The sequence below is a fragment of the Geomonas sp. Red32 genome (genome assembly GCF_023652955.1).
In the GTDB taxonomy this organism is placed as follows: Bacteria; Desulfobacterota; Desulfuromonadia; order Geobacterales; family Geobacteraceae; genus Geomonas.
Genome location: NZ_JAKLOY010000006.1, coordinates 78,761 through 102,007, shown reverse-complemented (window position 1 = coordinate 102,007; position 23,247 = coordinate 78,761). Strand labels below are relative to the sequence as shown.

At 64.6% G+C, this 23,247-nt stretch carries 21 protein-coding genes; 2 read left to right on the top strand and 19 right to left on the bottom strand.

Annotated elements, in window-relative coordinates:
• Positions 1–33: 33 nt before the first annotated feature.
• The 7 genes from L4X63_RS16115 to L4X63_RS16085 all read right to left on the bottom strand — a co-directional run bounded on the left by L4X63_RS16115 (position 34) and on the right by L4X63_RS16085 (position 8,881).
• Complete coding sequence (locus L4X63_RS16115) at positions 34–849, bottom strand: DUF1499 domain-containing protein (RefSeq protein ID WP_250679672.1); 816 nt, start codon at positions 847–849, stop codon at positions 34–36.
• Between the two features lie 157 nt (positions 850–1,006).
• On the bottom strand, positions 1,007–2,005 hold the full coding sequence (locus L4X63_RS16110; RefSeq protein ID WP_250679671.1) for a methyltransferase: 999 nt from the start codon (positions 2,003–2,005) through the stop codon (positions 1,007–1,009).
• Positions 2,006–2,108: 103 nt separating this feature from the next.
• Positions 2,109–2,585, bottom strand: a complete 477-nt coding sequence (locus L4X63_RS16105; RefSeq protein ID WP_250679670.1) for a desulfoferrodoxin family protein — start codon at positions 2,583–2,585, stop codon at positions 2,109–2,111.
• A gap of 264 nt (positions 2,586–2,849) precedes the next feature.
• The gene (locus tag L4X63_RS16100; RefSeq protein WP_250679669.1) at positions 2,850–4,295 is read right to left on the bottom strand and encodes an ammonia-forming cytochrome c nitrite reductase subunit c552; all 1,446 of its coding nucleotides are present in this window, start codon (positions 4,293–4,295) and stop codon (positions 2,850–2,852) included.
• Positions 4,296–4,506: 211 nt separating this feature from the next.
• Positions 4,507–5,643: a lipocalin-like domain-containing protein gene (locus tag L4X63_RS16095; RefSeq protein ID WP_250679668.1), complete on the bottom strand. Its 1,137-nt coding sequence runs from the start codon at positions 5,641–5,643 to the stop codon at positions 4,507–4,509.
• A gap of 2 nt (positions 5,644–5,645) precedes the next feature.
• Entirely contained in the window at positions 5,646–8,186 is a 2,541-nt protein-coding gene (locus tag L4X63_RS16090) for an FtsX-like permease family protein (protein ID WP_250679667.1), read from the bottom strand.
• Entirely contained in the window at positions 8,183–8,881 is a 699-nt protein-coding gene (locus L4X63_RS16085; protein ID WP_250679666.1) for an ABC transporter ATP-binding protein, read from the bottom strand. The genes L4X63_RS16090 and L4X63_RS16085 overlap by 4 nt, the downstream gene beginning before the upstream one ends.
• Positions 8,882–9,128: 247 nt before the next feature.
• Here L4X63_RS16085 and L4X63_RS16080 point away from each other — a divergent pair, with 247 nt between their 5' ends.
• Positions 9,129–9,989 (top strand): sensor histidine kinase, encoded by an 861-nt coding sequence (locus L4X63_RS16080; protein ID WP_250679665.1) that lies wholly within the window; start codon positions 9,129–9,131, stop codon positions 9,987–9,989.
• Positions 9,990–10,138: 149 nt separating this feature from the next.
• Here the strand turns inward: L4X63_RS16080 and L4X63_RS16075 are convergent, their stop codons facing one another.
• The 4 genes from L4X63_RS16075 to L4X63_RS16060 all read right to left on the bottom strand — a co-directional run bounded on the left by L4X63_RS16075 (position 10,139) and on the right by L4X63_RS16060 (position 13,465).
• Positions 10,139–10,471, bottom strand: a complete 333-nt coding sequence (locus tag L4X63_RS16075; RefSeq protein WP_250679664.1) for a hypothetical protein — start codon at positions 10,469–10,471, stop codon at positions 10,139–10,141.
• Between the two features lie 94 nt (positions 10,472–10,565).
• The gene (locus tag L4X63_RS16070; protein WP_250679663.1) at positions 10,566–11,594 is read right to left on the bottom strand and encodes a hypothetical protein; all 1,029 of its coding nucleotides are present in this window, start codon (positions 11,592–11,594) and stop codon (positions 10,566–10,568) included.
• Between the two features lie 466 nt (positions 11,595–12,060).
• Positions 12,061–13,134, bottom strand: coding sequence for an AI-2E family transporter (locus L4X63_RS16065; protein WP_250679662.1), 1,074 nt, complete (start codon positions 13,132–13,134; stop codon positions 12,061–12,063).
• Positions 13,135–13,186: 52 nt separating this feature from the next.
• Complete coding sequence (locus tag L4X63_RS16060; protein ID WP_250679661.1) at positions 13,187–13,465, bottom strand: hypothetical protein; 279 nt, start codon at positions 13,463–13,465, stop codon at positions 13,187–13,189.
• Positions 13,466–13,633: 168 nt separating this feature from the next.
• On the opposite strand from L4X63_RS16060, the gene L4X63_RS16055 reads away from it, so the two are divergent.
• Positions 13,634–14,026 (top strand): acyloxyacyl hydrolase, encoded by a 393-nt coding sequence (locus L4X63_RS16055; protein WP_250679660.1) that lies wholly within the window; start codon positions 13,634–13,636, stop codon positions 14,024–14,026.
• On the opposite strand, the gene L4X63_RS23720 is transcribed toward L4X63_RS16055, so the two are convergent.
• From L4X63_RS23720 to L4X63_RS16010, 8 genes are all read right to left on the bottom strand, one after another.
• Entirely contained in the window at positions 14,027–16,042 is a 2,016-nt protein-coding gene (locus L4X63_RS23720; protein ID WP_284694671.1) for a bacteriohemerythrin, read from the bottom strand.
• Positions 16,043–16,287: 245 nt separating this feature from the next.
• Complete coding sequence (locus tag L4X63_RS16040; RefSeq protein WP_250679659.1) at positions 16,288–16,926, bottom strand: response regulator; 639 nt, start codon at positions 16,924–16,926, stop codon at positions 16,288–16,290.
• Complete coding sequence (locus tag L4X63_RS16035; protein ID WP_250679658.1) at positions 16,923–18,674, bottom strand: ATP-binding protein; 1,752 nt, start codon at positions 18,672–18,674, stop codon at positions 16,923–16,925. The genes L4X63_RS16040 and L4X63_RS16035 overlap by 4 nt, the downstream gene beginning before the upstream one ends.
• Before the next feature lie 427 nt (positions 18,675–19,101).
• Complete coding sequence (locus L4X63_RS16030) at positions 19,102–19,800, bottom strand: outer membrane lipoprotein LolB (protein ID WP_250679657.1); 699 nt, start codon at positions 19,798–19,800, stop codon at positions 19,102–19,104.
• Positions 19,801–19,914: 114 nt separating this feature from the next.
• Positions 19,915–20,514: an outer membrane lipoprotein carrier protein LolA gene (locus tag L4X63_RS16025; RefSeq protein WP_250679656.1), complete on the bottom strand. Its 600-nt coding sequence runs from the start codon at positions 20,512–20,514 to the stop codon at positions 19,915–19,917.
• Positions 20,515–20,516: 2 nt separating this feature from the next.
• Positions 20,517–20,837 carry a 3-hydroxyacyl-ACP dehydratase FabZ family protein gene (locus L4X63_RS16020; protein WP_250679655.1) on the bottom strand — a complete coding sequence of 107 codons (321 nt, stop codon included), beginning with the start codon at positions 20,835–20,837 and terminating at the stop codon, positions 20,517–20,519.
• A 46-nt stretch (positions 20,838–20,883) separates the two neighbouring features.
• Positions 20,884–22,002 (bottom strand): beta-ketoacyl synthase N-terminal-like domain-containing protein, encoded by a 1,119-nt coding sequence (locus L4X63_RS16015; RefSeq protein WP_250679654.1) that lies wholly within the window; start codon positions 22,000–22,002, stop codon positions 20,884–20,886.
• On the bottom strand, positions 21,999–23,213 hold the full coding sequence (locus L4X63_RS16010) for a beta-ketoacyl-[acyl-carrier-protein] synthase family protein (RefSeq protein ID WP_250679653.1): 1,215 nt from the start codon (positions 23,211–23,213) through the stop codon (positions 21,999–22,001). The genes L4X63_RS16015 and L4X63_RS16010 overlap by 4 nt, the downstream gene beginning before the upstream one ends.
• Between the last annotated feature and the right edge of the window lie 34 nt (positions 23,214–23,247).

Below are 23,247 nucleotides of genomic sequence, written 5' to 3'. Positions count from 1 at the left end.
GCCGTATTGTCAGCTGCCTGACCGGTGAAGCTCCTAGCGCCCCGGCTGCAGCTTGGCGAGATAGGCGCGGATCCTCTTCGCGTTGGTCCCCAGGTCGCTGATCCCTACCCGCGAGGTTGAGCGGACATCGATCAGCGACCGGGCACCCGCCGGAACCACCCGGATCACCACGTCATCCTTGAAGCCGAACCAGAAAGTGGTGGCGACGGCCTCGATCCGTCCCTCGGAGGGAACCGCCGCCACGATCTCCCATCCCATCTCCTTGGCGGCATCCAGCGCCGATGGAAAAGCTTGGTCCTGGGTAACCGGCATGATCAGCGTCTTCAGGTCGGGATAGGCCTTCAGCTGCTGCATGGCCACCGCGGTGCCGGGATAATCGGCGGAAGCTTTTCGAAGCGGCAGCACCGCTACGAATTTGGGCGGGTTATCGACATCGGTTGTTATGTCGTGAATGCGCGGGTATCGCATGGCTTGCACCTTCCACGTGTAAGGGATGCCGAAAGCCACCCCGGCACAGATCAGCGCAGCAAGGGAAAGCGCGATGCCAAGCCGATAGCGGCTCCTGATCGCCAGCACGCCGACCGCTATGGCCAGCAAGGCGCAGGCAAGGCCGGTGTAGCCGGCATACCTGACCAGGGCGAGACCGGTGCGGAACTGCCAGATGTCGAGCCGGGTCCCAACCCCGGAGGCAAGCAACAACAGCAGCGAAAAGACCGCCGCGGCAATGGCGATCAGCGGGAGCACAAGCTGGGTGCTCCTTTGTGCCGATGGAACGGACTTGGGGGAATCGTTATGAGCGGTCCGGAAATGAAAGTCCCGGGAACCGATGTGCGTTGTACGTGAATGCATTGGATCTCCTCCCGTTACTTGAGGCGTACCTTTCACATTAATTATACAACTGCGGGCCCAAGGAAGGCCCCAACATCCTCGCGAACAAAAAATCCCCCCGCCCGGGACGGACGGAGGGATATAGCGGGGAACGGCATTTGTTCTGAAGGTGAGGAACTTACACGATGCCGGCCACCACACCGGCGCCGTTGGGAAGCTCCAGCGGTATGCGCCGGACTTCCTTGGCCCCGGCCTGCTTCAGCATCTCCATGAGCTCCTCCTCGCTGTAGGACTGCCCTTCCGGGGTCCCGACCAGCATGTTGAGGGAGAAGAGCGCCGGGAAGACCGGGGAGTCCTTGTCGTTGTCCAGGATGAACTCCTGCACCATGATCATCCCGCCCGGGTCGAGCGCACGCATCGTCTTCTTGAGGATCTCCACGCAGATCTCCGGCCCCACCCCGTGCAGGATGTGCGAGAGCCAGGCGGTATCGAACCCCTTCGGAAGCTCCTGGACCTCGAAGTCGCCGGCCTCGAACTTGATCCGGCCGGAGAGGTTGAATTTGGCCACCGTCTTTTCGGCAAACTCGCGGGTGGTGGGAAGATCGCAGATGACCGCGCTCAGCTCGGGATTTTGCAGGCAGAAGTGAATGGCATAGGTCCCCGGGCCGCCACCCAGGTCGAGGAGGCGGCGCCGCCCGGAGAGATCGATCTGCGGCACGATCCTCGGCGCGATCTGCATGGCCAGGTTGAACATCCCCATCAGGAAGCTTTCCCGGGATTCCATCTCGTCCTCGTGCGACGAGCGCTGGCGGACCGGCCGCCCGGTCTTGACCGCCTGGTCGAGCATCCCCCACCCTGCCACCAGGTGGTGGTGATGCATGATGATGTGCCCCATGTAATCGGAAGATCTCTTGGAGAGGTACTTGGCGGAGAATGCGGTCGCCGAGTACAGGTGATCCTTTTTGTTGAGGAGCCCCAGGGCCGCCAGGGCGTCGAGGAGCATCCCCATTCCGCGCTCGCTGCAGCCGAGATGACCGGCCAGGTCGCCGGCCAAGCCGGGAGCGGCGGCGAGCGGAGTAAAAACATCGAGCTTGACGCCCGCGTGCAGGGTGCAGGTTGCCCAATAGGCGTCAGAGAGTTGAAGAAGCTGGGGGAGTGTCCATTCTTTCTTTTCCAATTCGGCCTCCTGATCTGTTCCACAGTCTGTAATGAAATCCCCTGGCAGTATCCTACCAGGGGAAAAATTTTGTTGCACGAAGTCAGTGGCCGACCGGGGCTCCCTATACTACCTTGATATCCAGCGTCGACTCCCACAAACCGTGCAGGTTGCAGCGCTGCTCCGCCACCAGGGTCAGCATCCCCTTCGGTGCGGCCTCCTTCGGGACGGTCACCAGGAAGGTCGCGTGCGGGAGCATGTACCCCTTCGGCTCGAGAGCGAGCTTGCCGGCAGGGGCGTTACCAAAGGACAGCGAGATGTACTCGATCCAATGCACCTCGGCCATGCCGTGCATCTTCTCCCCGACCTGCACGGTCACCTCGAACGGCTCTCCTGCCTTCACCGACGCGGGCGCCTTGATCAGCGGAGCGTGGGACATCTCCAGCGGGGTCTTCTTGTTGGGATCCTTCGCCCGGTTGACGTTCTTGAACAGGGACTGGTCGACGGGCTGCGGGTAAAAACCGTCCGCCGAAGCGGTGGCAGCTAACCCTGCGGCGATGGTACCTGCGACTGCACTTACGAGAAACTCTCTTCTGTCCATATTCCCCCCCGCTTCATAGTTGTGGTCCAGCATAGGCAAAAGTCTACAATGGACAGTCAAAGCGTCAAGGAAACCGTTAAAGTCATCAATGATATCATGACATTAGGATAAGGCGCTGAATGGAAAGATCTATAACCTTTCCAAGTACACAAGTCAAAGGCAATCTTTGAGAGGGAATTACGGCGGCGAACGACTGAAGAGAGGGGGACGGGGGAAAGCTTAAACGAAGAGGGCGAAGCAAGTTGCTTCGCCCTCTTTTTCTATTTACCGCGTGGGGGACTTGATCTCATGCTCCGGCTTGAACATGAGCTTTTTGGAGCCGCGGTTGTTGGTGTACTTGGAAAGCTCCAGGTCGATCTTTTCCGGAACGTTCACCCCGGCCTGGGCCAGCAGCATGCGGAGTTTGGCGTCGGCGTTGGCGGCGTACATCGAGGCGTCGGTCAGCACGCGCATGGTCTCTTTCGGGTTATGGAAACCGGTGGAGTTTTCGGCGCCGATGAAGATCACCCGGTAGAAGGCCTGCTCGTAATCCTCACGGGCCTGGGCGTAGAGGGCCTTGTCGATCTTGGCACCCGATTTCTCGGCCTTGTTGGCCATCTCGAAAAGCTTGGCGTCGGTGGCGGTGGCGTACCCGGCGCGGAGGTAAACGATCATGGTGCGATCCTGGATGTCGAAGATCTTGGCGCGAAGCACCTCAGGCTTCTCTTCGTGGCAGGCAGCGCAGGCGACCAGGCCGTTTTTCAGCGGGCTCATGATGTGATGGTCGGAAACCTTCTTGCCGTCCACGGTGATCTGCGGCATGTGGCAGTCGGCGCAGGTGACACCGTTCATCCAGTGCGGGCTGCCGTTGGAGAAGAGCTCGTACTCGGGGTGGCGGATGAAGGCAAGCTTGAAGCCGGTCACGCTCTGGACCCACTCGCCGTTAGCAGGCGAGCTCTTGAGGTCTTTGATGATGTTTTCGATGGTGATGTTCCCCACCTTGCTCCCGTGCCACGGGAAGACCACGTCGGTGGAGTGCATTTCCTTGTCCTTGGTGACGCTGTAGGTGACGTGGCACTGGGCGCAGACCAGGTTCCGCATATCCTGCTTGGTCAGCTTGGACTTGTCGGCGCCCATGGCATCGAGCGCCTTGCCGAGGGTGAAGCCGCGGGAAATCTTCAGCGCCATAGTACGGTTGTCGTGGCAGTCGATGCAGGCAACACCGAGGGTGCGCTGGTCCTTGGGAAGCTTGGCGAGGACATCCTTGTACGGATCGGCGAAGTACGCTCTTCCCATCTCCTTGGCGAGCATCGGGGCGTAGGGGGTCTTGCAGGTCAGGCAGGAACCGCCGGCCTTCACGCGTCCCGGATCGACCTCGAGCTGGTCCTGGATCATGTAGTAGTGCCCGCGCGGTTCGTGGTACTCGGAACCGAAGCCCCAGCCGTTGTACAGAAGGGCCAGGAACGGGTACTCGTCCAGCTTGTCGGGGTGACCACCCACGTCGGAGCCTTTCTTGTACTTGCTCAGGCCGGCCGGGGACTGTTCGCTGGTCGCCTTCCAAAGCTTGAACTGTTCGGGATACACCTTCCCCCACTCGGCAGGATCTACGGAGCCGTCGGGAATCTCGGTGGCCTTCATAGGCTCCACCTTGTTCTGAGTGCAGCCGGACCAGATCGCGGTGACGGCGGCCATTGCCACAACCGCACAAAGCTTTGCGTACTTCACCTTCATGTTGTACCCCCTTGTTTTTTATGTTCGACACTGTTGTCACCGGCGGTGACAAAGGTAGAGCGCATAGCAATGCCTGCACGACGCAGCGGCAGCAAGATACCAAGAAGATCGGTTTTGTTCTTTGACTTAGGTCAAAAAGGCAACAACTGAGGCAAACAGGCGAAAGTATACCGCATAATTAATGCACGGCCACCGCATTGTCAGTATCCCTTTAGTATCCTGTCATCTCAAGGTAACCGGAACCGCTCGGGCTCCCACCTGCTCCCCGCGACTCGACCGCCCCCTCCCAGTAGCGGAAACTGGTGGCCAGTTCCTGGTCTGCCAGCCGGGGCACCACCTCCAGGTCGATCCCTTGCGAGGGGACGGTCACCCTCCACCTGGCGGGATAGCGGCTGCCATGCGGCGACGTCCACCACTGCAAAACCTCCATCCGGACCTGTTCGCGGGTGAGATGAAGGACGCCTCCGCCGCGGGTCACCAAGGTCCCGCTGGAGGAGGGATCGGCCGATCCGTCCCGCCTTCTCATCCGGTAGAACATCAGGTCGCGGCCGTCGGCCAGTTGAAGGGCCAGCCAGTCCCACCCGGCCTGCCCCGCCTCCAGTGCGCTGGTACTCCATTCGCGGTCCAGCCAGCTCAGGCCGCTCACCTGGTAGCTGCGGTTTCCGGAGCGGAGGGTCCCGGTGCTCTTCATGCGGGGGATGCTGTAGTAGTAGGAAGCATTCCCCGGGGTAGCACTCTTGCGGCTGAGGCCGTGCTCGCCGTTGAGGATGGGAGCGGTCAGGCTGGTGAGATCGAGGTCGATGGCCATCCCCTTTCCGGCGGCGGTGAGCTTCATGCTCCAGGGGGAGGATGCGGTCTCGCGGGCCGACCAGTTCTCCAGCCAGACCGTGAGGGGTTGGCCGCCCGCTCCCGCCAGACCGAGCGCCTCCCTGCTGAACCTTTCGGCGAAGCGGAACCGCTGGCCGCCCACGTCGGTGACGGCGAAGTGGGCCATGTAAACCTCGTTGGCTGCCCAATGCGACGCACGCTCCACCTTGCCCGGGGCAAGTGCCACCCGGAAGAAGGTCAGCTGGTAACCGAAGCGGTGTCCATCCGCGCTCTGGAGGTTGCCGGTAAAGTACCACCACTCGTTCCGGAAGCCGTGGTGCGGGCCGTGGTCGGCCGGGAAGCTGAAGGTTCGCGGAGTAAGGGCACGGGAAAAACCTGCCGCAGGAGCACCGCCAAGCACCTTGGCGACCGAAAGCGCAGCGGGGGCTTCGGGACGCGCCCCCCTCCCCTGCCGCCTCACCTCGAATAGCGAGAGCAGGAGCGCCACTACCAGCAGGGAAAGGAGGAGGATCCTTCGCATGGCTATTCGTCCTCCTTGAGGGCAAGGCCGGGCGAGGTGCCCGCAATGCGGGCGGAGGGATAGATCCCGGCCAGCAGGGCGGCCGCCAGCGAGAGGAGCACCGCTTCCCCGAGATAGACCGGGTCGGCGTGAAACTGCATGGTCCACCCGAAGGAGCGGAGGTTGACCACGAAAACGAGGATCAGTGCCTCGATGATCCCCAGCGGAAGCGAGAGAAGACCGGCGGTCAGTCCGATGAGGGCGGTCTCCCCGCAGACCACCCCCCAGAGCTGGCCGGGGGTGAGCCCGATCGCCCGCAGCACCGCCAGTTCCCTGGCCCTTTCCACCTGCATGGCCATAAGTGCCGAGAGGACCCCGACGAAGGCGACCACCAGGATCACCACCCTGAGCACGCCGGTAATGGCAAAGGTGCGGTCGAAGATGGCCATGGTGGCGTCTTTGAGCTCGCGGTTGGAGATGATAGCGATCCGGCTCCCCCCTCCCCGTTCCCTGATCGCCTCTGCCACCTGGGCGGTCGAGCCCCCGGGGGCCGCGTAAAAGGACATGCCGTCCACCGACGGATCCCCAAAGCAGGCGAGGTAGGCGGGGCGCCCCATCATGACGATGCCGGTGTCCGAACCGTAGTCGTAAACGATGCCGGAAACGGGGAAGGACCTGATCCCTAGCCGGGTGCGGAGGGAGACCCGGCCGCCCACCGGGAGGTGGTGCCGGTTGGCGTAGGGCTCGGAGACCACCACCCCTCCCCCGTCGAGAAAGCCTTTCCAGGCCTCTGCCGGGTTCCCCTCCTTGAACGGGTAACGCACGAAGGTGGAACGCGGCAGTTCGATGGCCATGATCTCGGTGAAGCCGTCTTCCCCCTCCACCTGGCTCCGGCGGGTGATGGCATAGCCGGAGATTCCGGGGATCTTTCTCAGGCGCTCGACCAGGCCAGGATCGAGCGGCGGCCGGATCCTCCCTCCCGAGTTGTCCGCGCTTCTCACGTAGACATCCGCCTGCAGCCAGCTTTCCAGCCAGCTCTGGACGGTCAGCCGGAAGCCTCCGACCATGATCCCCACGCCGATCCCGGCCGCCACCGCGACCACCAGGGCCGAGGTGGCCACGCCGGTGCGGGAGAGGGAGACGGCCACCCCGCGGGCTGCCATTCTCCCGATCCCTCCCCAAAGAAGCCCCATCACGGGGCGGAGCAGCCGCGCCATCAGCACCATGAAGCCGGGGACCACCAGCGCGTAGCCGACGATGACGGCAAAGAGCCCGGCGAAGCCTCCCGGTATCCCCCACTCCGGCCGGGAAAGGATGGCGGCACCGGCGAGAAGGAGGAGGATCCCTGCGGCGATGGCAACCGGCAGAAGCCTCGCGTGACGGGTTTCGAGCGCGGAGCGGGAAAGTGCCGCCCGCGGAGGGGCGCCGGTCGCTTCCAGGGCGGCGGGAAGAGTGGCGGCCAGGGTGGCCACCACTCCCAGCACGGCGGATTTCACCAGGGTGCCCGGCAAAAGCGGCAGGCTCGCCACCTCGACGGAGAAGTACAGGTCGTTGATGGTGCGGGCCACCAGTTTGGCGAGTACGGCTCCCACCGCGTTGCCGCAGAAGAGGCCGATGGCGGTCCCCACCGCCCCGATGAGGAGCGCCTCCACGCAGATCATCGCGAAGAGCTCCCTCCGCCCCACACCGAGCGCGCGGAGCATCCCGATCAGGCGGCGGCGCCGGATGACCGAGAAGGTCATGGTGTTGTAGATGAGGAACATGCCGACCACCAGGGCAAGGAGACTTAGAGCGGTCAGGTTGAGCCGGAAGGCGCGGGTCATCTTCTCGAGCGCTCCCGCCCGTGCACCGGCGGGGATGACGGCGGCCTCGGGGGGAAGGCGGGAGGCGATGGTCCGGAGGGTGGCCTCGCCCCCCTTCCCCTCGGGGACCACGAGGTCGATGCGGGTTAACCGCCCTACCATGCCGAGGGTTTCCTGGGCGGTGGCGATATCCGCCACGGCTACCGAGGCCAGCGCCAGCCGGCTGAGCTCGTCGGGGGCCTCTAGGTAGCCGGCGACCACGAGATCCCGCACGCCGTCGGCCTGGACCGCCACCCGGTCGCCGGGCTTTAGCCCGAGTTCCCGGGCGGTGGCAGGAAGGAGCAGGATCGCCCCCGGCCGGGTGAGAAGGGTCGTGAGGGCGGAGCTTTCAGAAAAATGGGAACTGAAGGAACGGAGGGGAGGTTCGGCGAAGGGATCGATCCCCACGAGCTGCAGGGTCCTCCCCCCTCGCCCGGGGAAGACGGCCGGACCGGACACGACCGGGGCGGAGGCAGGGATCACCCCCGCCACGCGCAGGTCGCGGTAGAGATCCTCGGGAAGGCCACGGGGACCGCCGACCACTTGGTGGGTGGCCTTTCCGGCTACCGTCTTGGCGGCCCCGAGGAAGGAGCGCTCGGCGGCCTGGTTGGCGACGTCGACGGCGCAGACGACCGCCACCCCGAGGGCGACCCCGATGACCGCCAGCAGCGTGATGAGCGGATGGCGCAGGACGTTCCTTAGACCGGAAAGCCAAAGGATCATGGTACAGGCACCGGACCGATCTCCACGGTCCGCCCCTCCCGGATGGTCAGCACCCGGTCGGCGAGCCGCGCCACCTCGTTGGAGTGGGTCACCAGGATCATGGTGGTCCCGGCTTCGCGCACGAGCCTTTTGAAGAGGTCGAGCACGAGGGAGCCGGTCTCGGCATCGAGGTTGCCGGTCGGCTCGTCGGCCAGGACCAGCTGGGGATGGTGGACGAGTGCCCGGGCCACCGCCACCCGCTGCTGCTCGCCCCCCGACAGGCGGTCGGGAAAGGTGCGGGCCCGGTCGGCCAGGGCGACCTGGTCGAGAAGCTCGCCCGCGCGCTTCCTCGAAGCCGGGGTGAGCTGATCGCTCAACTCCAGCGGGAGGAGGAGGTTTTCCTCGACGGTCAGGGTCGGTATCAGGTTGTAGAACTGGAAGACGAAACCGATGCGGTTTCTGCGGAAGATGGTGCGCTCCCTTTCGGAGAGCCGGTTGATCGGGAGGCCGTCGACCAGCACTTCGCCACGGTCGGGGCTGTCGATACCGCTCACCAGGTTGAGGAGGGTCGACTTTCCGCTCCCGCTTCTCCCGAGGAGAAATACCCACTCCCCCCTGGCGACGGAGAGGGAGGCATCCCGGAAGACCACCCGCTCCCGCTCCCCCTCCCGGTAACTCTTCGATACCCCTTGCAGTTGCACCAGCGGATCCGTCATTTCCCCCCCATTACCCGCCCGCCCCCACGCCGGGACGGGACGCCATAACCGCAAGCCCTGCGAACGTTGATGTAAAGGCGGCACTTTGCTGTATCATTTACATCGCAATTAATTGTTATTAACCAAAACCTGCACCTGCAAAAACACGGCACTTCAACTATGCCATATCAATGGGTAAATGCCACCGCCCCTCCTCCTGGGCCATCGGAGGGGTACGGCCGGGGTGAGTAACGCGAAGGGGTAAGCGATGTGCGAGAACGTTATCAAGCCGGCGAATCCGGCCGATCTGATGAAGAAGGTCCGCAACTCACTGGAAACGGTCCGGAACATGCTGCGGGGCGAGGCGGGCGAAACCGGGGAGAGCCGTGAACAGATCCGGCAGCTCGAACAGCTCGAACAGCTGCTGCTGGACCAGGAGATGCGGCTGGATGCGGTGAACAAGGTACTGGAGGAGTTCAACTATTCGGTCGCCCACGAGCTCTTTGCGCCCCTGCACCGGATCAGCGGTTTCTCCAAGGAGATCAAGTACCGTTTCTCCAACGATCTCGACGCCGAAGGGAGCGGCTACCTGGAGCAGATCCTCTACTGCTCGCAGCAGATGGATGAGCTGATCGAGGCCCTCATGCAGGTCTCCCGGCTGCAGCATGTCGAACTGCATCCGATGCCGGTGAACCTGAGCGCCATGGCAAAGGAGATCCTCGACGGGCTGCGGCAGGAGGAACCGGGGCGCGAGGAAACCATCAGGATCCAGCCGGGGCTCGCCGCGGAAGGCGATGCCATCACCCTGAGGACGGCGGTCGGGAACCTGCTGGAGAACGCATGGAGGTTCACCTCGTTGCGCCCGCATGGGGAGATCGAGTTCGGGACGATGGAGGATCACGAGGAAGGAAGGATCTTCTACCTGAGGGACAACGGCATCGGTTTCGACATGAAGCAGTACGAGCGCATGTTTCACCCCTTCCAGCGCCTGCACAACCGCCCGGAGATCCCGGGGAAGGGACTGGGGCTCACCGCGGCCAAACGGATCATCGAACGCCACGGCGGACGGATCTGGGCCGAAGGAGCACCGGAACAGGGAGCGACGTTCTACTTCACCCTTCCCGGCTGATTCCCCCTCGCCATTCCCTTGCCGGCCGGGATACCTGCCCATAAAAAAAAGCAAAGCCCCTCAGCTTCCAGGAGAGGCAGGCTGGGGAAGTGGTTGCATCCCTCACCTGCCCGCTCCCCTGGAGGGGAAGGGACCTTGCCGATTCGAACTTACTGCTGCGGTTCACCTTTTACGGCGTCTTTGGTCTTCTCGCCGGCCGCTTTGAAGGCATGTCCGGTCTTTTTGCCCGCTTTCTTGGCGGCATGGCCGGTGGCCTTGGCCGACTTTTTGACCGCGTGGCCGGTCGCCTTGGCCGTTTTCTTCACCGCGTGACCGGTCGCCTTGCCGACATCCTTCACGCCCTCCCCTACCTCGCTGGCACCGCCGTTACCGAGATCCTTCCCCCCTTGGCCGATCTCGTGGCCACCCTCCTTGAATGTCTGGGCCGAGGCAGCGCCTCCGGCCATCAATACCATAAGTAGAGCCGATAAAACGATACGCATGGTCCACCTCCTGTCACCGAACGGATCCCTCCTTTCGATGCCGCAGGCACGCCATTGGACGAACCCGTTCAGGCTGTGGTTTTATGCTGCTTGGTCAACCCGGCTCCGCCGCGCCGCTTTGGGCGTCACGCTCCCTGCTCCGTGCCCCATCGCGCGCAAGATCCTTCTGAAGCCTGATCTGGTTTTCACGCTCGCGGTGCTTGGCCGAAAGGTACTCGGCCTTGTCCATCTCCCTGAGTTGCCGTGGATACCTCGCCGTCAGGTCGTACCAGCGGTTGAGTCTCGCCTCCAGGCGATGGCCCGCGGGCAGTTTCAGCGAGTCGATATAGGTCTCCATCGCAAGGTAGTAGCGGACGCAGTTCCGCTCCACCGCCCCCCGGACACCGGTCACCAGGGTCTGGCTCCCATCTTTACCCCGCACGTTGCTGAAGCCGACCTTGTCGCGCGCAATGGTGGAGAAATACGTCTTGATGGCCATGCGAGCCAGCGTTCCGTAGCTGTAGGAGTAGCTGAAGTGGAGGAAGGTCTTCCCTTCGTCCAGCGGGGCGGCCTCCACCTTGATCCGGTGATCCTTGGTGTGCAGGGGGCCGCTGTCGGCGGTGAGGGAGAGGTTGAAATAGCGGGGCTGCTGGGAAATCACGCGGAATTTCAGTTTGAGCGGGTAGGCGTCGGAAGGGGGCTGGTAGTACTTGCGTCCGCTGTAGAGGGTGATATACCACTGCCCCCCCTCCTTCTCGCTGGTGCAGGACTTGATGTTGACGTGGAGAAAGGTGATGTCGCACCAGTTCGCGGGGGAGATGACGGCCTCCCGGATCTGGTCGAAGCGGTAGTCGAAAATCCCGTACATGTCGACCCGGACGCTGTTATCGCTCTCCTTGGACTCCAGGTAGATCGGGGAGCCGAACTGGTTCTTCTCGAGGCTTCCCTTGATGGCGGGATACTTGGCCAAAAGGGCCTGTTCCCCTCCCCCGGCGCTCAGGGCGGGGCCGCGGTCGTTTTGAAGATAAAGCTTCGACGCGGCGGGGCGCTCCGTGGGAGATTCCGCCGCGGTTGCGGCCGTCCAGGTGAAAAGGAAAAGTGATGCGGCCGCCGCCAAGGTCTTCCTGATCATCCTCCCGATCATGACAACTCTCCGCGCCCTCTGCTTCCCGCGGGATCAGCGCCGCTCACCCTCGTGATCCCGGCCTCGCCACTCGTCGTGCCCCCGGTCGTGCTCGTGGTACCCCTCGTGATACCCCTCGTGGTATCCACGACCGTAGCCGCCGTCGTCATAAGGAAAAATACAGCCGGATAGAGCCGTTGCCGCCACAAGAACACACAACGGCACGGCAATCGCTCGTCGTGTCATAAAGCACCTCTGTCTTGGTTGGATTCACTCAAAGTATATACCTTTTGGCAAAGAGACAGTACCGATAAAGGGAGGGGTCCGGGAGACAATCGGGGATAGGTCTTAAAGCATGGGAAGGGGAGCCTGCGCTCGCCAGTGACAGAGCCGGTGGCGCCGGTAAAGGAATGTGAGCCGCGGGCCGGAAAGTTAAGAGAGCGCTAAGGTGGGAAGTGTCAGTCAGGAAGCGGGGTGGCGCCGGCGGTCAGCTCCCGGACGGGGGGGCGTCGCCGGAAGCCCCCTCCACGTCGGAGACCGCGCGCGACCAGGTGGTCATCAGGATGGCGAAGAGGACCGGGCCCAGGATCAGCCCGAGAAGCCCCATGGTGACCACGCCGCAGATGGCGCCGAGCACGATGGCGAGCACCGGGATATCGGTGGCGGCGCCGATGGCGAGCGGACGGATGGCGTTGTCGGCCAGCCCCACGAAGATCATGCACCAAAGGGCCAGCAGCGCGGCCGAGAGGTAGGAGCCGTTGAGGGCGACGAAGGCGGTAACCGGCACCCAGATCACCCCGGTCCCCACCACCGGAACCAGGGCGGCGATGGCGGTCAGCGCGCCGCAGAAGATGGGGGCCGGGACTCCGGCCACGTAGTAGCCGATCCCGGCGGTGACCCCCTGGGTGGCACAGGTGAAGATGGTCCCTACCGTCACCGCGGTGGTGATGGAGCGGATCTCGGAGACGTAGCTCTCGGCCTTCTCCCGGTTGGAGGCGAGCTTGCCGATCAGGACCTCGACCAGCCGCTCGCCGTCGCGGTAGACGAAAAAGAGGATGAAGAGGGCGATGACCAGGGTAACCAGCAGGTCGAGGAGGTTCTTGGCCGCCTCGGTGGCCAGCCCGACCAGGAAGCTGGAGCTGGCCGCCGCGAGCTTGGAGCCGACGGTGGAGAGCTCGACCCCGAACTTCTTGCCAAGCACGAGGAGGCGGTCCACCACCGGGATGTCGCTGATGGTGGCGGCCCCGCTCTTGGCCACGGTCGACACCATATTGGCGATGTCACGGTACCATTCGTCGGCGTTGAGGGTGGCGTTGACCACCAAGGCGACGATGGGGAGGATGAAGCAGATGGCGACGATGAGCACCATGAGGCCGGCCGAGCCGCCGGGGTGGCGCGGCATCCGGGCCGCCAGCCGGTTATAGTGCGGCATGGTGGAGATGCCGATGATCACCGCCCAGGCGAACGGCTTGGCGACCGGCGCGGCCAGCATCAGGAAGAGGACTATGGCGGCCACGGTGGCCAGGGCGGTCACCACGCTCAGGTAGATGTCTTTGCGCATCACCGTCCTCCCGGGCGGAATAGCGGTACTGGGGCAGCGGGAAGCGCCTGCCTCACTGCGGGGTCTCGATCTTGCGTTTATCGGTGGAGGGTGCCACCGGCGGAGCGCCAGGAGGCTCGACCGACTGCGGCTTCTGGAAGGGGAGCGACTGCTCGGTCCGTTCGTTGGTCAGGGCGGGAGGCTCCTCGATCACCTGCCAGTTCTTGCCGACCGGTACGGAGATCTTCTTCGGCTGGACGGGAGGGGCCTGCGGTTCCTTGGCCTGGAATATGGTGCACCCGCTCATCAGGAACAGCCCGGCGCAGAGCGCGGCAACCGTTGTCTTTGTCATGATCTAGCTCCTCCTTTACCGAAACGGCCTCAAAGCAAGGCCCATCACCCTAGTACCACAAGCATACCAAGATGTTAAGTGATTTGACAGTGTTGGGAGAGATATTACTTAAGATTTGCCGCTATTAATCCAATAACTTCCCACTTCCTGCCAATGGCGGACGAACCCATGTCAATCGTTACCCACCTTCCGGTAGCCGGCCTGCTCTTTTTGACCGCCACCGCTTCCCCCGCCCGCGGGGCCGGTCCCCTCCCCTTCCCCCCGCGGACCTTCGAGCTCGGCTATCAGGTGGGGTACGGGATCACCCACCGCGGGTTCGGGGCGACCAGGACGCAGGTGCAGACGGTGGATTTCATCGGGAGGGTGGGATACTTCCAGAGCGGCGAGTTAGGGAGGGGGTGGTACCGGGGGGAGTTCGAGCACGTGCTGGAGATCCCCCTCGACCTGGCGGTGGATCCCGCCACGAGGAGCTACCATCACATCTCCAACGCCAGCACCGCCGAGCCCAACGAGCCGCTGAACTCGAGCAAGGTGCTGGTGGGCATCTCCGTCTTCCGCTGACTACCGGTACCCCCGCTTGTTCACGACCGGGCCGTACTCCTTGTCCATCCCCTGGATGTGGTTCAAGAGCCAGTTCTTCAGGAAGTTCATCACCTCCTGCCCCAAGGCGGTCCCGGAGTGGTATTTCCCCTGGATCTCCACCACCTTGGCCACCAGCGCCTCGTGGGCCCGCTTCTGGTCGTCGAAACCGGCGTATCCCACCTCCCGCATCATCTTTTCCTCGTGGGCGAAGTGGGTCTTCGTGTAGTCGACGAGCTCGTCGAGCACGCGGCCGATGGCGGTGTTCCCCTGACCGCTGCGCATGGAGGAGTAGAGGTTGTTGATGATGTCCACCAGCCGCTGGTGCTCGGCGTCCATCTGGCTCACCCCCACGCTGAAGCTCCGGCTCCAGGTGATCATCTTCCCGGAATCGGCCAGCCGGAACTGCCCCACCAGGCGCTCGAGCTCGGCGGAGAGCCTCAAGAGATGACCGGCGGCGTCGGAGGTCTTCCGGGCCCCTTCCACGGTCCCCTGGGCGAGATCGGTGATGCTGTGGATGCTGTTGCTGATCTCGGTGGTGGTTGCGGTCTGCTCCTCGGCGGCGGTGGCGATTTGCTGGACCTGGAGGTTCAGCGCGTTGATCTCTTCCTGGATCCGGTGCAGTGCCTCTCCCGAACGGGTCGCCTCCTCGGTCCCCTTCTCCACCTCGTTGACACCCTCCTCCATGGCCTCGACGGCGCTCCGGGTTTCCTGCTGGATAGCCACGATGACCGCTTCCACCTCGCGGGTGGCCTTGGTGGTCCGCTCGGCCAGGGCCCGGACCTCGTCGGCCACCACGGCGAAGCCGCGCCCCTGCTCGCCGGCCCGGGCGGCCTCGATGGCGGCGTTCAGGGCCAGGAGGTTGGTCTGGTCGGCGATGTCCCCGATGGTCCCGACGATGGCCCCGATCTGGTCGGAGCGCTTGCCGAGGTTGTCGACCGTGCGGGCGGAGGCCTGCACCTGGGAGGCGATGCGGCTCATCACCTCGATCGATCTCTCCACCACCTGGGCGCCGTCTCCCGCCGCCTGGTCGGCCCGTTTGGCCCCTTCGGCCGCCACCAGGCAGCTTCTGGCGATGTCCGCCGAGGTGGCCGACATCTCCTCCCCGGCGGTGGCCACCGCGATGGCCTGCCCGGCCACCATTTCGGCACCGTCGGCCATGGCGGAGGCGTTGGTCTGCATGTCGGCGGAGGAGCGGGAGACCTGGGAGGAGGAGTCGGCCAGGGTGCCGATCATCTCCCGGAGGTTGTTGACCATCTTCTCGAAAGACTGGGCGAGGAGCCCGATCTCGTCGTCGGAGCCGACGTGGACCGCCACCCCGAGGTCCCCCGAGGCGACCAGCTCGGCATCGGCGGAGAGGCGTCTGAGCGGCGCGCTCATGGCCCGGGAAAAGGCGACCACGAAGGAGATGCCGAGGGCGACGCAGACAACCAGGATGACGACGATGGCAAGCGAGGTGGAGTGGGCGAGCCGGAAGGCCCGGCTGCTCTCGTTGTGGGACTGGTCGATGTTGGACTGCACGAGCTTGTCGAGGATTCCCATCACCTTACCGAACTGCTCGTTGCTGGCGGCCAGGGAGACCGGCGGGGGAGCGCCCGCCGCGGTCATTTTTCCGTAACCGTCGAGGTACTGCCGCCAGGCCTCCTGGAACTGTCCGTAGAGCTCCTTCTCCTGGGGGGTGTCCATGGCCTTCTCGTACGCTCCCTGCATTTTCCGGAGCTCGCCGAGGACCTCGCCGTTCTCCTTCAGATAGCGAGCCTTCTCCTCCCCCGCGGCGGCGGCCAGGAAGGCCAGTTCGCCACGGCTGTGGGCGGCTACCAGCCGCTGGATGTCCGTCACCAGGTGGATGCTTGGGATATCGGAGGTCACCGTCTGGTTGACGGTGTCCTTGAGAGTGGCTATCCGGACCATGGAAAAGATACCGGAGGCGGCGGCGAGGCAGATCACCATCGCAAAGGTGGCGATCATCTTGGTGCCGATTGAGAGTCCTCGGAACATCACGTTCTCCTTACAGCCCAAAGGCTTTCCCGAACAAGGCCTCCCGGGGGAGCGTTCAGGGTACACGGGAACAGAAATGGAAGCGGGTTTCGCTTTAACTCTTCGGATTCACAGGGGGAAAGATTGAGAGAAATTTATCCGGCGGGGAAAGTAACGGGAAAACGATAAGTTGCGAAAGGACATTTACCGGGGCGCCGGGCCGGCCGTGGCGGCACGGCCCGGGCGAGGGCAAGCAGGACAAGGGCTTAGAGCTCGATGACCCCCTGGCGGGCGGCGTACTTCACCAGATCGACCATCGATTTGAGGTCGAGCTTTTTCATGAGCTGCATCCGGTGGGTCTCCACCGTCTTGTAGCTGATGCCGAGGGTATAGCCGATCGACTTGACGTTTTCCCCGAGGGCCAAAAGCTTGAGGATCTGGCGCTCGCGGGGGGTGAGCGTCTGCTGGCGCTCGGAGGTCGGGGAGCCGATCACCTCGTCGAGGATGAGATGGCTGATGGCCGGGCTCAGGTAGGTCTGGTCGGCGAGCACGGTGTTGAGGGCGCTGACCAGCTCGGCGGAGGCGCAGCTCTTGATCAGGATGCCGCGGGCGCCGGCGCGCAGGGCCTCGACCAGGAAGATCCGCTCGGAGTGCATGGAGAGGATCACCACTCTGGACTTCAGCTTCTCGGCGGCGATCAGTTTGGTCGCCTCGATCCCGTTCATCTCCGGCATGGAGATGTCCATCACCACCACGTCGGGGGCCAGCTCCCGGCAGAGTTCCAGGGCCATTTTGCCGTTGGCAGCCTCTCCCACCACCGTGAAGCCCGGCTCGGCCTCGAGAATGGCCTTCAGGCCGTCCCTGAACATCAGATGATCGTCCACCAAAAGAACTGTGTTACTCATTTTCTCTCCTGATCGGAGGGGACCTTGATCAGCACCTGGGTCCCCTTCGGATTGTTGGTCGTTATGTTGATGGATCCTCCCAAGGAAGCGACCCGCTGGTTAATGAACTGTAGACCGAACCCCTTCTTCGAGGTAAGGGGGTCGAAGCCGACGCCGTTGTCCTCCACCTCCAGGACCACCCACCCGGGCTCGCCCACCACGGAGACGGTGACCATGCTGGCCCGGGCATGCTTGACCAGGTTGTAGAGGAGCTCGCGGGCGACCTGGAACAGGGTGATCCTGAGCTCCTCGCCAAGGGGCAACTCGTCGCCGTTCACGGCGAAGTCGAAGCCGTGCTCGACGGAGAGGCGGGCGCCGAAATCCTCGATGGCGGCCTTCAGGCCGAACTCGTAGAGCAGCGGCGAGCTCAGGTCGGTGCTCAGCTCCCGCAGGTCGTGCATGGTGACGTCAAGGATGCGGCAGACCGAGATGACCGCGGGCTCGGGGGCCACCACCCCCTTCAGCATGGCCTGGTCGAGCCTCATCTTCCCCAGGGCCAGGTTCTGGACCACCTTGTCGTGCAAGGCGACCGCGATCTTTCTCCGCTCGCGCTCCTCGGAGAGGCTCAGTTCGGCGGTGAGGGCGGCGAGCTGGTCCCGGGAAGAGTTGAGATCCTCCTGGACCCTGCGCTTGCGTTGCCGGTTCTTAAGCAACAGGGCAATGGTCACCGACTGCAAAACGAGCGCGATCCCGACGGCTACCAGGTAGACCCGGTACTCCACCCAGGGGTTCGGCTGACGGTTGTAGAGCGAGCTGCCGGGGGGAAGATCGCTCCGGCTGATCCCCCAACGGGAGAGCTCGTGTTCGTTGAACATGAAGCCGGCGTTGTCGTCGAGCAGCACCGGAGGGGTCCTTTCGCCGCGGAAGCGCTTCAGCGCGACGTCCCCGATGGTCTTCCCCGCCTCCTCGAGCTTGAAAAGGTAGCCGCCGATCCCGCCGGACTCGGCGGCGGTGTCCCACAGGACGTAGAGCGGCACGGTCGCCTGCTGGGCCAGCTCCTTGATCACCTCCCGCGACACGAAGGTCATCCCCCCGCGGTCCCGGCTGAAGCTCAGGTAGAGCATGGCGGTGTCGTTGGGGAGCTTGGAAGCCATGGCGCAGAGCTCTTCGTAGCTCATCCGGTCGGTATGGCTGAAGGAAAACCGGCCGGAGGCACTCTCGAAGTCGCCGGCGAAGGCGGTCTGGAACAGCCGGTCGAGATGGCCGGTTCCGGTCACCACCACGATCTTATTGACCCGGGGTTGCATGGTGGCGATGGCATCCAGCACCGCCCCGGGCCTCAGGTCCCCGAGCACCGGGGTGAATCCCTCCGGCAGCTGCGAGACGTCGAAGTTGCGCTTGAGATCGAAGGTGATCACCGGCGCCCCCGGGAAGATCGAGTCCCGGTAACGGAGGAGCAGGTCGTGGGCCGGCCGGAAGACCGCCACCACCAGGTCGGGCCGGTTCACCGCGTACTTCGCCTTGAGCATCTCGACCATCCGCTCCGTGTGGCCGGAGGAGGGGAAGCTGTCCAGGTCGAGAAATTCGGTGAAGATCTGGACCTCGGTCCGGTCGTCCTGCTTCACCGATTCGGTGATGCCGCGCATCAACGTCTGCACCCCCGCCGAGGAGAAGCCGTACGAGGAGAGGATCACCAGCTTCTTGTGCGAGATGGCGGCGTGGGCGGCCGCCGTCTGCAAAAGGAGCGCGAAAAGGACCAAAAGCAGCACCGGCCAGGGAGACCGGCGGTGGGGCCGGTACGCAAGGCGGCCGGTCGCGGCGCGCTGGTGTCGTCTGGAGGTATCGGGCATGTTCGTTATTGAACCGTCCCAGCAGTTCCCTGGGCGATGACGGAAGTCCGGCGTCCACCGCCCGGAGCCGGGCCGGAAAAACGCGGTAAAGGATCAGCAACAGGCTCCACTGTCAAAGCGAAGGCTCTGTCAGTCTGTATCATGGAAGTTACGACGGAAGAAGATGCCGAGTACTGTCTCTACCCGGAGCATTAATTGTATCTAGAAATACCTTAACGATATCTCAAACGTGGCAAGTTTACAACAAGGTAAATCCGCGATTGATTGTCAGGGATTCCCCGACTGGGTGAGAAGAAGGCAGGTAGAGAAGCGGGGCGCGGCCTGCGGTCATGGAGCGGGTATCATGTCAGAACCCCTTGAAGGAGGATAGCGGGAGGACCTTCAGCCCCTCCAGGGCGGGGGTGAGGGTGCTCTCGTCGACCGGCTGGTTGATCTCGGGATCCTCGAAGACGATGCGGACCGAGCTCCCGAACCGGCTGGCGATCAGGATAGCCTCGGGAAAGGCGACCCCGTTCACGTTGCGGTAGTTCTCGTAGCTCACCTGGTCGCCGGCCGGGGAGACCTTCCGCTCGACCAGGTGCTGGGGTCCGAGGTAGAAGCGGTCCCCCCCGGCGTTCACCAGCACGCGGGGAGCGCCAACCGGCTGGGGAGGCTTGGCGGTCACCCATTTCATCATGGCCATGCTCTGCAAAGGGCTTTCCGGCGGAAGCTCGGAGAAGAGCCCCCGGTAGGCCTCGTCGCGGGAGGGGACCAGGCAGGTGAGCCGGTCGCCGTCGATGAAGACCTCGAAGACGGTCAGCCCGAAGGGGGAAAGAAGGGCCAGGTGGAAACGGCCGGGCTGCCGGAAGATCAGAAATCCCCTCCCGCTGGTACTGTACTCGCCGCTTTTCACAGAGACGGAGATGGAGGACTGCAGGGTCTCTACCTCGCGCCCAGGGACGATCCCGGTCAACGGTTTGGGGGCGGTGGCGCAGGCGGAGAGGGAAACGGCCAGCAGCAGGAAGAGCAGCAGGATGCGGACGGTGGAGTGCGGTTTGTTGGTCACGAAAGCCTCTCGTTCGACGGCCGGCAGACGGCCGGGATCAGCCCGCCGGAAGCGGCGGACGGCAAACCGTGACAGGGTAGCGGCTTGGAGGCGGAAAAGCAAGGCCAAGGATGGTCACTCCACCCGGAAATCTCGCTCGGTGAGCGGGACGTTGCGCCGGAAGTTACGGAAGGCGAGTTCGGTCCGGTCGCCGTTTCGCTCGTCGATGGCCACCCGGAAGATGCGCCCCTCCCCGTCGAAAACGATGGCGATCCGCCGCACACCTCCCTCCCCCTTGGGGGCGAGCTGCAGCTGCCAGAGCCCCCCCTGGCGGGTCGCGGTGACCTCGGCCCCCTCGGGAACCGCGTTGACCGGCCGGGAGAGGAAGGCGAACCACTTGCCGAGCCCCTCCCCGGGGGGAAGCACCACCCGCTGGGTAGCCTGGCCGGGGAGATGCATGAGGAGGAGGTTGTCTTTCAAGAGGAGGCGGCTCGCGTGGGGGGGATAGAGCTCCATGAAGAAGGTGTCCGGCGTGCGGAAGCGGACCACCCCGCGGGAGACCAGCCGCTTCTTCATGAGGGAAAGCCGCTTCTCCTGCACCACGTCGGCGGTGAAACCGGCGGTATCCCGGAACGAGCGGCGCAGGGTCTCCAGCGCCTCCACGGCGGGGGAGGCGGCGGCCAGCGCCCGGGCGGTCATCAGTACCAGTGCCAAAAGTGCCATCAGCCGCGCCATCGTTACTCCTCCAGGGCGAGCGTCAAGGTGGCCGAGGCGACCGGCTCCCCGTCGAGGGAGGCTTCGCCCGCCACCAGCACCATGGTCCCGTAGGACCTGACGATGGTGGCGGTCACCGTCAGTCTCCCCCCCGGTCTGAGTCCGGCCGGGAGCCTGACCTGGCGCCGCGCCGCCAGCACCCCGGGCTTGCCGCCCCGCTGTCCGGAGGCGATCCCCCCGACCTGGGCCATGGCCTCCACCAGCAGGATGGGGGGAAAGATCACGTCATCCGCCAGCCGGTACTCCCCGGTGGCCCCCAGCCCCGGTTCCAGGGCAGTCACCACGTCGACGAACAGAAACGGGGGGCGGTGCGGGAGATAGCAGCGCGGGTCAGAAGGGAACAGGGTCGCCTCCGATGAGATCGATCGCGTAGTAAGGCCCCTCGGGGGAGGAGGCCAGGTGGGTGCCGAAGCTCCCATCCTTCAGGTTCAGCACCAGGGCGGCCAGGGCAAGCCCCCCCATGGCGAGGGAGCGGCCGAGCACCTGACCGGTATCGATGGTGCGGGTCCCGGGAAGGCGCGCCATCAGCCCCTTTTCGAAGGGCGCGCTCCCCGAGAGGGAGACCACGTCGGGACGCAGGTGACGGGGGAGGAGCATCCGGTACCCCTCCCCTTCGTTGCCCAGCGAGAGCCGTCCGATGGTGCGGAGCTCCTCGACCAGGGCGAAGACCGGGGCCTTGCGCAGGCGGGCATGGTCCCCCTTCTCGAGAACGAGGAGCCCGGCCCCTTCGCTGAACCCCGAGCCTGCACGGCCAAGCTGCCCCATGGCCTTCAACCCCTTGAGTATCCCCGGGAAGACCTCGTCCACCCCGCCGGTGATCACCACGTCGGCCCGGTCCTCCTCGATGAACCGCTTGGCCATCATGAAGGCGGATTCGGCCGAGCAGAAGCGCTGGATGGCGGTGACGTTCGGCCCCTTGAGCCGGTACTCGATGGAGGCGTTACTGGCCGAGGCGTTGGGGACGATGTTGGGAAAGAGCATGGGGACGAGCCCTTCGGCTCCCGCGGCGAAGTAGCCGGAGAGAAACTCCTCGGCGTTGGCGATGCCGCCGAAGCCGCAGCCGAGCACGATGCCGATCCGGGAGGGAGGAATGGAGCCTGGCTCGAGGCGGGCGCTTTGCAGGGCGAGGCCGGTGGCGGCCACCGCCAGCAGGCTGCAGCGGTCGAGCTTTCTGGCCTTGAGGGGGGAGATGAAATCGGCGGCCCGGAACCCCTCCGCTTTTCCCCAGTGATACCCCGCCTCCCCCAGGAGCTCCTCGGGGACCGGGGTCAGGCGGCTCACCCCTTCCTCGAGCGCCCGCATAAGCGGACCGGTCCCCACCCCGGCCGGCGAGATGGCGGCCACGCCGGTGACGACGATGTCGTGATAGCAGATGGTCACGTTGTCTCCTTCCAGGCAGTTCCTGCGGTGGGTGCGGGGCCTGCGCCCCGGGGTCTCGTAGCGCCTCATACCGTGATGACCAGGCAGGTGGTATTGCCGCCGAAGGCGAACGAGTTGGAGAGGGCCGCCCGCGCCTGGCAGCTCCGGCTGCCGTCGTGACAGTAGTCGAGGTCGCACTCCGGGTCCATCCCGCGGAAGTTGAGGGTCTGGGGGATGAAGCGCTGGTTGAGGGCAATGATGGTGGCGAGCGCCTCGACAGCCCCGGCCGCCCCCAGGCAATGGCCGGTCAGCCCCTTGACGGAAACCAGCGGGACCTCGCGGGACCGCTCGCCGAAGACCAGCTTCATCGCCTTGGACTCGATGGCGTCGTTCAAGGGGGTGCCGGTACCGTGGGCGTTCACCCAGCCGACCTCCTCCACCCCCACCCCGCTCCGCTTCAGGGCCTCGGCCATCACCCGTGCGGAGTCCTCGCCGGACGGGTCGGGGGCGGTCATGTGGAACCCCTCCCCAGCCACCGCGTAGCCCGCCAGGTAGCCGTGGATCTCCGCCCCTCTCCGCTTGGCCTCCTCTTCCTCCTCGAGCACCAGGAAGGCGGCTCCCTCCCCGAGCGAAATCCCCTGGCGCCCCTGGCTGAAGGGGGAGCAGGGCTCGGGGTCGACCACCCTCAGGGTGTTGAAGCCCGCGAAGGTAAGGAGCGAAAGACAGTCCGAGCCCCCGCAGAGGACGGCCTTGACCACCCCGGTGGCGACCAGGTCGGCGCCCCAGCCGATGGAGGAGGCCGAGGAGGAGCAGGCGGTGGTGATGCTCGACTGGTAGCCGCAGAGGTTGTAGCTCGAGGCGATGCAGGTGGCGGTGCGGTCGGGGAGAAGCCCCCGCAAAAGCGACGGCCTCGGACGCTTACCCGCCAGGGTTCCCTGCAGCCACTCCTCGCACTGAAGCATCCCCGAGGCCCCCGCCCCTACGCAGACCCCGATCTCGTAGGGGGAGTAGTGCCCGAGGGCGCCGCTTTTCCTGAGCGCCTCGCCGGCCGCCAGCACGCCGAACTGGTCCACCCGGGACATCTTGCGGGCATCGCGCGCCGCGAAGTAGTCGAGGGGATCGTAGCCGGGGACCTGGGCGCCGATCCGGGAGGGGAACGGGGCGACGTCGAAGAGATCCACCGGCCCGATGGCGCTTTGGCCGCTGCGAAGGCTCCTGGTGAAGGAGGGGATGTCCTTCCCGGCGGCCGAGAAGACCCCCAGGCCGGTGATGGCGATCTTTTTCCTTTTGACGACTCTCATGGCACCTCGCAGGGGTGAGATCGGCCCGATCTGT

Coding starts and splice junctions, on each gene's coding strand:
- L4X63_RS16115 (WP_250679672.1), bottom strand. CDS start 849: ATGCATTCACGTACAACGCACATCGGTTCCCGGGACTTTCATTTCCGG.
- L4X63_RS16105 (WP_250679670.1), bottom strand. CDS start 2,585: ATGGACAGAAGAGAGTTTCTCGTAAGTGCAGTCGCAGGTACCATCGCC.
- L4X63_RS16100 (WP_250679669.1), bottom strand. CDS start 4,295: ATGAAGGTGAAGTACGCAAAGCTTTGTGCGGTTGTGGCAATGGCCGCC.
- L4X63_RS16095 (WP_250679668.1), bottom strand. CDS start 5,643: ATGCGAAGGATCCTCCTCCTTTCCCTGCTGGTAGTGGCGCTCCTGCTC.
- L4X63_RS16090 (WP_250679667.1), bottom strand. CDS start 8,186: ATGATCCTTTGGCTTTCCGGTCTAAGGAACGTCCTGCGCCATCCGCTC.
- L4X63_RS16085 (WP_250679666.1), bottom strand. CDS start 8,881: ATGACGGATCCGCTGGTGCAACTGCAAGGGGTATCGAAGAGTTACCGG.
- L4X63_RS16080 (WP_250679665.1), top strand. CDS start 9,129: ATGTGCGAGAACGTTATCAAGCCGGCGAATCCGGCCGATCTGATGAAG.
- L4X63_RS16075 (WP_250679664.1), bottom strand. CDS start 10,471: ATGCGTATCGTTTTATCGGCTCTACTTATGGTATTGATGGCCGGAGGC.
- L4X63_RS16070 (WP_250679663.1), bottom strand. CDS start 11,594: ATGATCGGGAGGATGATCAGGAAGACCTTGGCGGCGGCCGCATCACTT.
- L4X63_RS16065 (WP_250679662.1), bottom strand. CDS start 13,134: ATGCGCAAAGACATCTACCTGAGCGTGGTGACCGCCCTGGCCACCGTG.
- L4X63_RS16060 (WP_250679661.1), bottom strand. CDS start 13,465: ATGACAAAGACAACGGTTGCCGCGCTCTGCGCCGGGCTGTTCCTGATG.
- L4X63_RS16055 (WP_250679660.1), top strand. CDS start 13,634: ATGTCAATCGTTACCCACCTTCCGGTAGCCGGCCTGCTCTTTTTGACC.
- L4X63_RS23720 (WP_284694671.1), bottom strand. CDS start 16,042: ATGTTCCGAGGACTCTCAATCGGCACCAAGATGATCGCCACCTTTGCG.
- L4X63_RS16040 (WP_250679659.1), bottom strand. CDS start 16,926: ATGAGTAACACAGTTCTTTTGGTGGACGATCATCTGATGTTCAGGGAC.
- L4X63_RS16025 (WP_250679656.1), bottom strand. CDS start 20,514: ATGGCGCGGCTGATGGCACTTTTGGCACTGGTACTGATGACCGCCCGG.
- L4X63_RS16015 (WP_250679654.1), bottom strand. CDS start 22,002: ATGAGGCGCTACGAGACCCCGGGGCGCAGGCCCCGCACCCACCGCAGG.
- L4X63_RS16010 (WP_250679653.1), bottom strand. CDS start 23,213: ATGAGAGTCGTCAAAAGGAAAAAGATCGCCATCACCGGCCTGGGGGTC.